The sequence below is a fragment of the Sphingomonas bacterium genome, from assembly GCF_903643065.1.
In the GTDB taxonomy this organism is placed as follows: Bacteria; Pseudomonadota; Alphaproteobacteria; order Sphingomonadales; family Sphingomonadaceae; genus Sphingomonas.
Genome location: NZ_CAHJWX010000067.1, coordinates 1 through 7,813 on the forward strand (window position 1 = coordinate 1; position 7,813 = coordinate 7,813).

General features: G+C 69.6%; 10 protein-coding genes. All 10 read left to right on the plus strand.

The genetic code is table 11. The annotated features are described in order from the left end of the window. Positions 1 to 339 precede the first annotated feature (339 nt). Positions 340 to 681 (plus strand): flagellar basal body rod protein FlgB, encoded by a 342-nt coding sequence (locus HUU95_RS03855; RefSeq protein WP_174278898.1) that lies wholly within the window; start codon positions 340 to 342, stop codon positions 679 to 681. A gap of 3 nt (positions 682 to 684) precedes the next feature. Then, complete coding sequence (gene flgC, locus HUU95_RS03860; protein ID WP_174278899.1) at positions 685 to 1,095, plus strand: flagellar basal body rod protein FlgC; 411 nt, start codon at positions 685 to 687, stop codon at positions 1,093 to 1,095. A gap of 3 nt (positions 1,096 to 1,098) precedes the next feature. Then, entirely contained in the window at positions 1,099 to 1,788 is a 690-nt protein-coding gene (locus HUU95_RS03865; protein ID WP_174278900.1) for a flagellar hook assembly protein FlgD, read from the plus strand. 22 nt (positions 1,789 to 1,810) lie between these two features. Next, a complete protein-coding gene (locus tag HUU95_RS03870) occupies positions 1,811 to 3,070 on the plus strand; it encodes a flagellar hook protein FlgE (protein WP_174278901.1) in 1,260 nt (419 codons plus the stop codon). 128 nt (positions 3,071 to 3,198) lie between these two features. Next, on the plus strand, positions 3,199 to 3,945 hold the full coding sequence (locus HUU95_RS03875; RefSeq protein WP_174278902.1) for a flagellar basal body rod protein FlgF: 747 nt from the start codon (positions 3,199 to 3,201) through the stop codon (positions 3,943 to 3,945). A 103-nt stretch (positions 3,946 to 4,048) separates the two neighbouring features. Continuing rightward, complete coding sequence (flgG, locus tag HUU95_RS03880; RefSeq protein WP_174278903.1) at positions 4,049 to 4,837, plus strand: flagellar basal-body rod protein FlgG; 789 nt, start codon at positions 4,049 to 4,051, stop codon at positions 4,835 to 4,837. Then, positions 4,837 to 5,502, plus strand: coding sequence for a flagellar basal body L-ring protein FlgH (locus HUU95_RS03885; protein ID WP_174278904.1), 666 nt, complete (start codon positions 4,837 to 4,839; stop codon positions 5,500 to 5,502). Before flgG ends, HUU95_RS03885 begins: the two co-directional genes overlap by 1 nt. A gap of 122 nt (positions 5,503 to 5,624) precedes the next feature. Beyond that, positions 5,625 to 6,746 (plus strand): flagellar basal body P-ring protein FlgI, encoded by a 1,122-nt coding sequence (locus HUU95_RS03890; protein WP_254602604.1) that lies wholly within the window; start codon positions 5,625 to 5,627, stop codon positions 6,744 to 6,746. Further along, entirely contained in the window at positions 6,743 to 7,063 is a 321-nt protein-coding gene (locus tag HUU95_RS03895; protein WP_174278906.1) for a rod-binding protein, read from the plus strand. The genes HUU95_RS03890 and HUU95_RS03895 overlap by 4 nt, the downstream gene beginning before the upstream one ends. Then, positions 7,060 to 7,813: FlgK family flagellar hook-associated protein (locus HUU95_RS03900; RefSeq protein WP_438827197.1), on the plus strand; the 754-nt coding region annotated here is incomplete at its 3' end. The genes HUU95_RS03895 and HUU95_RS03900, both read left to right, overlap by 4 nt.

Genomic DNA, 7,813 nt, shown 5'->3' on the forward strand with positions numbered 1-7,813 from the left:
GCAGCGCGGCGAGCGCGCGGCCGAGGTCGCGCGCGGGTGTGCGGAGCACCGTGGCGATCACGGTGCCGCCCCCGACGATGGCGAGGGCGGCGGGATCGAGGAAGGTCGCGAGCTGCATCGCGCGACGCCACGCAAGGATCGGGCCAGTTTTACCAAGATGGATGCCCGGTGGGGCACCCGGCAACCCGCGCCCGGCGATGCCGGCAATTTCCTGCCGCCGCGCTTGCCCTTCTTCTCGTTCCGCCCCTTCAAGCGGCGAGCCGCCGCCTACCCGACCGCACTTGGCACGCCCGTTGCTTATCCCGCCGCGACACCAATCCCGGTGCGGAGAGCTGGCCAATGGCCGCGGAGACATTGTTCGGGGTGCACGGCGCCGCGCTGGAGGTTCGCCAGGCGCGCATGGGCGTGCTCGCGTCCAACATCGCCAACGCCTCTACGCCTGGCTTCAAGGCGCGCGATATCGATTTCGGCCAGGCGCTCGCCACCGCCGAAACAGGCGTCGACGGCACCGAAGCCGCGACCAAGTATCGCGTGCCGACGCAGACCTCGATGGATGGCAACACGGTGGAGCTATCGGCCGAACAGACCGCCTTCGCCGAGAACGCGGTCCAGTATCAGACGACGCTGTCGTTCCTGAACGGTCGCATCGGCCAGATCACCCGCGCGCTGAAGGGGGAGTAAGGCATGTCCGGTCAGCCGCTCACCGTCTTCCAGGTCGCCGGCCGCGCGATGACCGCGCAGCTGGTGCGGATGAACACCACCGCGTCCAACCTCGCCAATGCCGGCGCCGTCACGAACTCGGCCGAGACCGCGTACAAGACGATGAAGCCGGTGTTCCGCACGCAGATCGACCGGGCCTCCGGGCTGGCGACGGTGGATGTCGAGAAGATCGTCCAGGCCGGCGATGCGCCGACCAAGCGCTACGATCCCGCCAACCCGCAGGCGGATAAGGACGGCAACGTCTTCGAGGCGGCCGTGGACGAGAGCCGCGAGCTGGTCGACATGATGGAGACCGCGCGCGCCTACCAGAACAATGTCGAGGTGATGCAGACGGCGAAGCAGCTGGTCGTCGACACCCTCAAGATGGGCCGATAGATCATGACCAGCACGTCCGCCTTTGACACCACGCTCGCCGGGCTCGGCATCACGCGCTCCGCCACCGGCCCCAGCGTCGCCGCCGCCAGCACGGCCAACACGACGCTGGGCCAAGCGGACTTCCTGAAGCTGATGACCGCGCAGATGCAGAACCAGGATCCGTTCAGCCCCGTCGACAACACGCAGATGGTGGCGCAGATGGCGCAGTTCTCGTCACTGGCCGGCATCTCGGACATGTCGACGACGCTGAAGGCGATCTCGACCAAGCTGGGCGCGACCAGCACCGCCGACGCGCTCGCCTATGTCGGCAAGACGGTGCTGACGGCGGGCGACACCGCCTATGGCCGGACGACGGGTGGTCTCGCCGGCGCGGTCGAGCTGGGCGACGCCGCCTCGGAGGTCAACCTGACGATCAGCGACGCGTCGGGCCAGATCGTCCATGCCGAGAAGCTCGGCGCGCACACCGCCGGCACGGTCGGCTACGACTGGAGCGGCAAGGACGCGAGCGGCGCCGACGCCGGCACCGGCCCGTTCACCGTCAGCATCACCGCCGCCGACAACGGCAAGGCGGTCACCGCCACCAACCTCGTCTGGGCGCCCGTCGAGAGCGTCTCCACCGCATCGGGATCCGCCGTGCTCACGTTGCCGGGCCTCGGCACGGTCCCCGTCACCGCCGTCCGCCAGGTCGGCTGATCCCCCTTCAGGAGTAACCCCGATGTCCTTCTACACCTCGCTCTCCGGCCTGCAGGCGTCGCAGACCGAAATGTCGACGATCGCGCACAATCTGGCGAACGTCGGCACCAACGGCTTCAAGAAGAGCCGCACCGAGTTCGCGGATGTCATCGCGTCGTCGGTCTCGCTGTCGCCGACGCAGATGGTCGGCTCGGGCACGGTGGTGAAGGGTAACATCCAGCAGTTCGGCCAGGGTAACCTGATCCAGTCGGCGAACACGCTCGACCTCGCCATCTCCGGCGACGGCTTCTTCGCGGTCAAGCCCGACATGGACTCGTCAAAGGTCAACTTCACACGCAACGGCGGCTTTCAGGTCGACGCCGACCGCTATGTCGTCGACGCGCAGGGCGCGCATCTGCAGGTGTTCCCGGTGGATGGCTCGGGCGCGGTGGTCGCGACCGGCATCGACTCGGCGACGTCGCTGCGTCTCCCCGCCACCAGCGGCAAGGCGCAGGCGACCACCGCCGTCACCATGTCGGCCAACCTCAACGCCAATTCGGCGGTGCCGGCCACGACGACGTTCGACCGGTTCGATCCGACCAGCTATAATCAGTCGACGCAGACCACCGTGTACAATTCGGACGGCAATCCGCAGACGCTGACCAACTATTTCCGCCGCGACACCGCGACCGCGAACGGCAGCCAATGGTCGGTCTTCTCCTTCGTCGGCGACAAGCAGCTGACGGCGGGCGGCACCGACACGATCACGCTGAAGTTCGACCCGACCGGCGCCGCCAACCCGACGCCGGGCACCGTCAGCTTCGATCCCTTCACCACGGCGGGCTCGACGACGGCGCAGCAATTCTCCTTCACCTTCGGCCCCGACACGACGCAGACCGCGCAGCCGTTCAACGTCGGCGCGCGCGGGCAGGACGGCAAGGCGGTGGGCCAGATCCAGGGCGTCACCGTGGACCAGAAGGGCGTCGTCAAGGCGAGCTTCTCCAACGGCGACACGCAGGCGATCGGCCAGGTGACGCTCGCCAACTTCGCCAACCCGACCGGCCTGCGCCAGCTCGGCAACAGCTATTGGTCGCCGACCGGCATCTCGGGCGACGCCAAGCTGGGCGCCGCCGGCTCGGGCGGCAACGGCAATCTGATGAGCGGCACGATCGAACGCTCTAATGTCGACATCACCGAGGAGCTGGTCGACCTGATCGCCGCGCAACGCGATTTCCAGGCCAATGCCAAGGCGCTCGATACCGCGAGCCAGATCTCGCAGACCATCTTCAACATCCGCTCGTGAGCCGGGTGATGCGGCGGCGCTCCCGTTCCGTTCGTGCTGAGCGAAGTCGAAGGGCATGGGCCCAACCTGCCCTTCGACTTAGCTCAGCACGAACGGGGCAGAGGCCCGTCGACGAGGAGCAAGCCTGAATGGACAAGCTCGTCTACACTGCGGCCACCGGCCTGCGCGCGCGCATGGCGGCGCAGGCGGCGATCGCCAACAACATGGCGAACGCCTCCACCACCGGCTTTCGCGCCGATCGCGTCGTCTTCGACCAGGTGCTGCTCAAGGGCGGCGGCACGCAGCTGGAGGCGCGCGCGCCCGCCGGCGAAGAAGTGACGGATGCCGACCGCACCCCCGGCGCGATCGGGCAGACCGGGCGACCGCTCGACGTGGCGCTCGTCGGCCGCGACGCGTGGCTGACCGTGCAGGCGGCGGACGGATCGGAGGCCTATACGCGGCGCGGCGACCTGGAAGTGGCGCCGTCCGGCGTGCTGCAGACGGGCGACGGCTTCATCGTGCAGGGCCAGTCCGGCCCGATCACGCTGCCGCCGTACAAGAGCCTGACGATCGCTGCCGACGGCCAGGTATCGGTCGTGCCGTCCGCCGGCGGCGAGCCGCAGGTGGTCGACCGGCTCAAGCTGGTCAGCGCCAAGGGCTCGGACACGGCCAAGGGCCTTGATAACCTGCTGCGCGTGCGCGGCGGCGGCACGCTGCCCGCCGACGAGGACGCGACCGTCCAGTCCGGCGCGCTGGAAGGGTCGAACGTCGACATGACGCAGGCGCTGGTCGACATGATCGAGAACCAGCGCTCCTACGAGATGACGGCCGGGCTGATGAAGTCCGCCAAGGACATGGACGAAAGCGGCGCATCGCTGATGCGCCTGCCGTCGTGATCGAGATGCTGAACCCCACGCCCGTTCGTGCCGAGCGAAGTCGAGGCACCACCGCGTCCCTCGACTTTGCTCGGGACGAACGGTCTACCGCTAAGGAACGCCAATGAGCAGCGCCGCCATGCACATCGCGCGCACCGGGCTCGATGCCCAGGACATGCGCATGCGGGTGATCTCCAACAACCTCGCCAACGTCAACACGACGGGGTTCAAGCGTGACCGCGCCGCGTTCGAGACGCTCGCCTATCAGGTCGTCACCGCCGCCGGCGCGGCGAGCTCGTCGGAGAGCAAATATGCGACCGGCCTCAATCTCGGCACGGGCGTGCGGGTGCAGGGCACGGCGCGGACCGACACGCAGGGGTCGATGCAGACGACGGGCAACAGCCTGGACCTGGCGCTGGACGGCGACGGGTATTTCCAGGTGCAGATGCCGGGTGGCCAGCTGGGCTATACGCGCGCGGGTAATTTCTCGCGCTCGCCCGAGGGATTGCTGGTGACGAGCGAGGGCTATCAGGTCCAGCCCGGCATCACCGTGCCGCAGGGCGCCACCAACATCACCATCGGCCAGGACGGCACCGTGTCCGCCACCGTCGCGGGCCAGGACGGCGCGCAGCAGATCGGGCAGATCCAGGTGGCGAGCTTTCCCAACGCCGCGGGGCTGGAGAACAAGGGCGACAATTACCTGGTCGAGACCACCGCGTCCGGCGCCGCCAATCTGGGCGTGCCGGGCGACGACGGGCGCGGCCGCGTGCGACAGGGCATGCTGGAAGCCTCCAACGTCAATGTCGTGGAGGAGCTGGTCGACATGATCGAGACGCAGCGCGCGTACGAGGTCAATTCCAAGATGATCCAGGCGACCGACGACATGCTCAAATACGTCAACCAGAACGTCTGATGGCGCGCGTTTCCTTCCTGCTCGCCGCCGTCGCGCTCGCCGCCGTGCCGGCGGACGCGAAGAAGCACGCCGCGCCGCCCGACTTCACCGCGACGATGCCGGCCTCGCCCGCGCCGTCCGCGCCACCGGCGAACGGCGCGATCTTCCAGACGGGCGACGGCTATGCGGCGCTCTACGAGGGCTGGCGCGCGCGCCGCGTCGGCGATCCGCTCACCATCGTCCTCGTAGAGAAGACGGCGGCGTCGAAGTCCGCCACGTCCAAGCTCGATTCTTCGGGCTCGTTCGGGCTGACGCCGCCGAGCAGCGGGCCGCTGCATCTGTTCAACGGGAGCGACGTGGCCGCGAGCGGCAAGCGCGGCTTCAACGGCGCGGGCACGGCGGATCAGGCCAACTCGCTGTCGGGCGAGGTCTCGGTCACGGTCGCGCAGGTCTATGGCAACGGCACGATGCTGGTGCAGGGCCAGAAGCGCGTGACGCTCAACCGGGGCGACGAGTTCGTCCAGATCCGGGGCCTCGTGCGGCTGGCGGACGTCGATCGCGACAACCGCGTGCCCTCCACCCGCGTCGCTGACGCGCAGATCGCCTATACCGGACGCGGCGACGTCGCCCGCGCGAGCCGGCAGGGGTGGCTCAGCCGGTTTTTCCAGGTGGTGAGCCCGTTCTAGATGGTTAGCTCCGCCTTAATCATCGCCGGTGCAGGACCCAGCGCATGACCCGTCCCATCCTCGTCATCCCCGCGCAAGCGGGGTCCCATCTCGCCCGGTTCGCCCGGCGTCTCGCGCGGGCGATGGGCCCCCGCGGTCGCGGGGGTGACGGGAGCGGCGGGCTCCTCCTCGCCCTCCTCACCGCGCTCACCCTGGCGACGCCCGCGTCGGCCGATCGGATCAAGGATCTGGGCGCGTTCCAGGGCATCCGCGCGAACCAGCTGACCGGCTATGGCGTCGTGGTCGGCCTGCCCGGCACCGGCGACGACAATCTGGAATATACGGTGCAGAGCCTCAAGGCGGTCGCCAGCCGGTTCGGGCTGCAGCTGCCGCCCGGCGTCAATCCGGGGATGAAGAACGCCGCCGTGGTGCTCATCACCGCCGAGCTGCCGCCGTTCGCCAAGCCCGGCCAGCGGCTGGACATCACCGTCGCGTCGATGGGCAAGGCCAAGTCGCTGCGCGGCGGCTCGCTGATCCTCACTCCGCTGCTGGGGGCCGACGGCCAGGTCTATGCGATGGCGCAGGGCAATCTCGCGGTCGGCGGGCTCGGCGCCGATGGCGCCGACGGCTCCCGGATCGTGATCAACATTCCGTCGACCGGCCGCATCCCCGACGGCGCCACCGTCGAACGCACGGTAGCGACCGGGTTCGACACCGCGCCGACGCTGACCTTCGATCTCCAGCGCGCCGACTGGACCACCGCGCAGAACGTCGCGGGCGCGATCAACAAGGTGTATCCGGGCGCAGCGGAGGCGATCGACGCGGTGTCGGTGGCGATCCGCGCGGCGCCCGGCGCGCAGACGCGCGCGACGCAGATGGCGCGGATCGAGAATCTGGACGTCACCGCCGCGGAGCCGTCCGCCAAGGTGATCGTCAACGCGCGCACCGGCACCGTGGTCATCAACGCGGCGGTGCGCGTCGGCCCCGCCGCCGTCACGCACGGCAAGCTGACCGTGCGCATCGACGAGCAGCAGCGCGTCGTCCAGCCGGGGCCGCTCAGCGGCGGCCAGACCGCGCTGGAACAACATTCGGGCGTGTCGGTCGACGAGGAGAAGCGGCCGATGTTCCTGCTCGCCCCCGGCCCCAGGCTCGCCGACGTGGTCAAGGCGGTGAACGCGATCGGCGCGTCGCCGGCGGACCTGGTCGCCATTCTCGAAGCGCTCAAGGAAGCGGGCGCGCTCAAGGCGGAGCTGATCGTGCTATGACCCTGCCCTCCATCAACGGTGCCACGGGCATCGGCGCGGGCCTTGCCCGGCAACAGAGCCCCGAGAACCTCAAAAAGGCCGGCGAGCAATTCGAGGCGACCTTCACGGGGCTGATGCTCAAGAGCATGCGTCAGGCCAAGCTCGCCGACCCGCTGTTCGACAGCAAGGCGATCGACACGTTCAGCGAGATGCAGGATGCCCGCGTCGCGCAGGCCATGGCGCAGCACCAGCCGCTCGGCATCGGCAAGGCGATGACCGATTTTCTCAGCCGCCGGCAACCCGATGTTAACCCGGCCGCGTCAGAGCCGCCGGCATGAGCGATCTGCTCTCCATCGGCGCTTCGGGCGTCCGCGCCTATCAGAGCGCGCTGACCGTGACGGGCGAGAACATCGCTAACACGGGCGCTGCCGGCTATGCCAAACGCTCGGTCGGGCTGTCGGAAGTCGTCTCGGTCAGCGGCATCGCGGGCAAGATCGTCGCGGGCAACGGCGTGGTCGTCGGCGGCGTCGCGCGCGCGGCCGATGGCTTCCGCGCCGCCGCGGTGCGCTCGGCCGGCGCAGATCTGGCGCGGACGGAGGCCGGCTCGGTCTGGCTCGACCGCGTGCAATCGTCGCTGACCGGCGCCGGCCTCGGCGACCGGCTCACCGCCTTCTTCGTGGGCGCGCAGACGCTCGCCGCCGATCCGACCTCACAGCCCCAGCGCGCGGTGATGCTGGAGGACGCGAAGAGCCTGGCCGCCGCGTTCACGACCACCGGCCAAGCGCTCGACGCGGGGATGACCGAGCTGGACGCCACCGCGCGTCAGGCGACCGCGACGCTCGACACGCTGGGTCAGGCGCTCGCCAAGGTGAATGACGGGCTCGGCCGCACGCCCGCCGGCACCGCGGGCGCGGCGCAGCTCGCCGACCAGCGCGACCAGCTGCTGGAGCAGATGAGCGCGATCGCCGACGTGAGCGTCACCACCGACACGATCGGTCGCGCGACCGTGACGCTGGGCGGCGCCGGCGGTCCGGCGCTGGTCGACGGCGTCGACGCGGGCCATGTCATCGCCCTGCGCAGCGGCGGCG

Excerpts from the sequence above, each read along its gene's own strand:
- HUU95_RS03855 (WP_174278898.1), top strand. The coding sequence starts at position 340 with ATGGCCGCGGAGACATTGTTCGGGGTGCACGGCGCCGCGCTGGAGGTT.
- flgC (WP_174278899.1), top strand. The coding sequence starts at position 685 with ATGTCCGGTCAGCCGCTCACCGTCTTCCAGGTCGCCGGCCGCGCGATG.
- HUU95_RS03865 (WP_174278900.1), top strand. The coding sequence starts at position 1,099 with ATGACCAGCACGTCCGCCTTTGACACCACGCTCGCCGGGCTCGGCATC.
- HUU95_RS03870 (WP_174278901.1), top strand. The coding sequence starts at position 1,811 with ATGTCCTTCTACACCTCGCTCTCCGGCCTGCAGGCGTCGCAGACCGAA.
- HUU95_RS03875 (WP_174278902.1), top strand. The coding sequence starts at position 3,199 with ATGGACAAGCTCGTCTACACTGCGGCCACCGGCCTGCGCGCGCGCATG.
- flgG (WP_174278903.1), top strand. The coding sequence starts at position 4,049 with ATGAGCAGCGCCGCCATGCACATCGCGCGCACCGGGCTCGATGCCCAG.
- HUU95_RS03885 (WP_174278904.1), top strand. The coding sequence starts at position 4,837 with ATGGCGCGCGTTTCCTTCCTGCTCGCCGCCGTCGCGCTCGCCGCCGTG.
- HUU95_RS03890 (WP_254602604.1), top strand. The coding sequence starts at position 5,625 with ATGGGCCCCCGCGGTCGCGGGGGTGACGGGAGCGGCGGGCTCCTCCTC.
- HUU95_RS03895 (WP_174278906.1), top strand. The coding sequence starts at position 6,743 with ATGACCCTGCCCTCCATCAACGGTGCCACGGGCATCGGCGCGGGCCTT.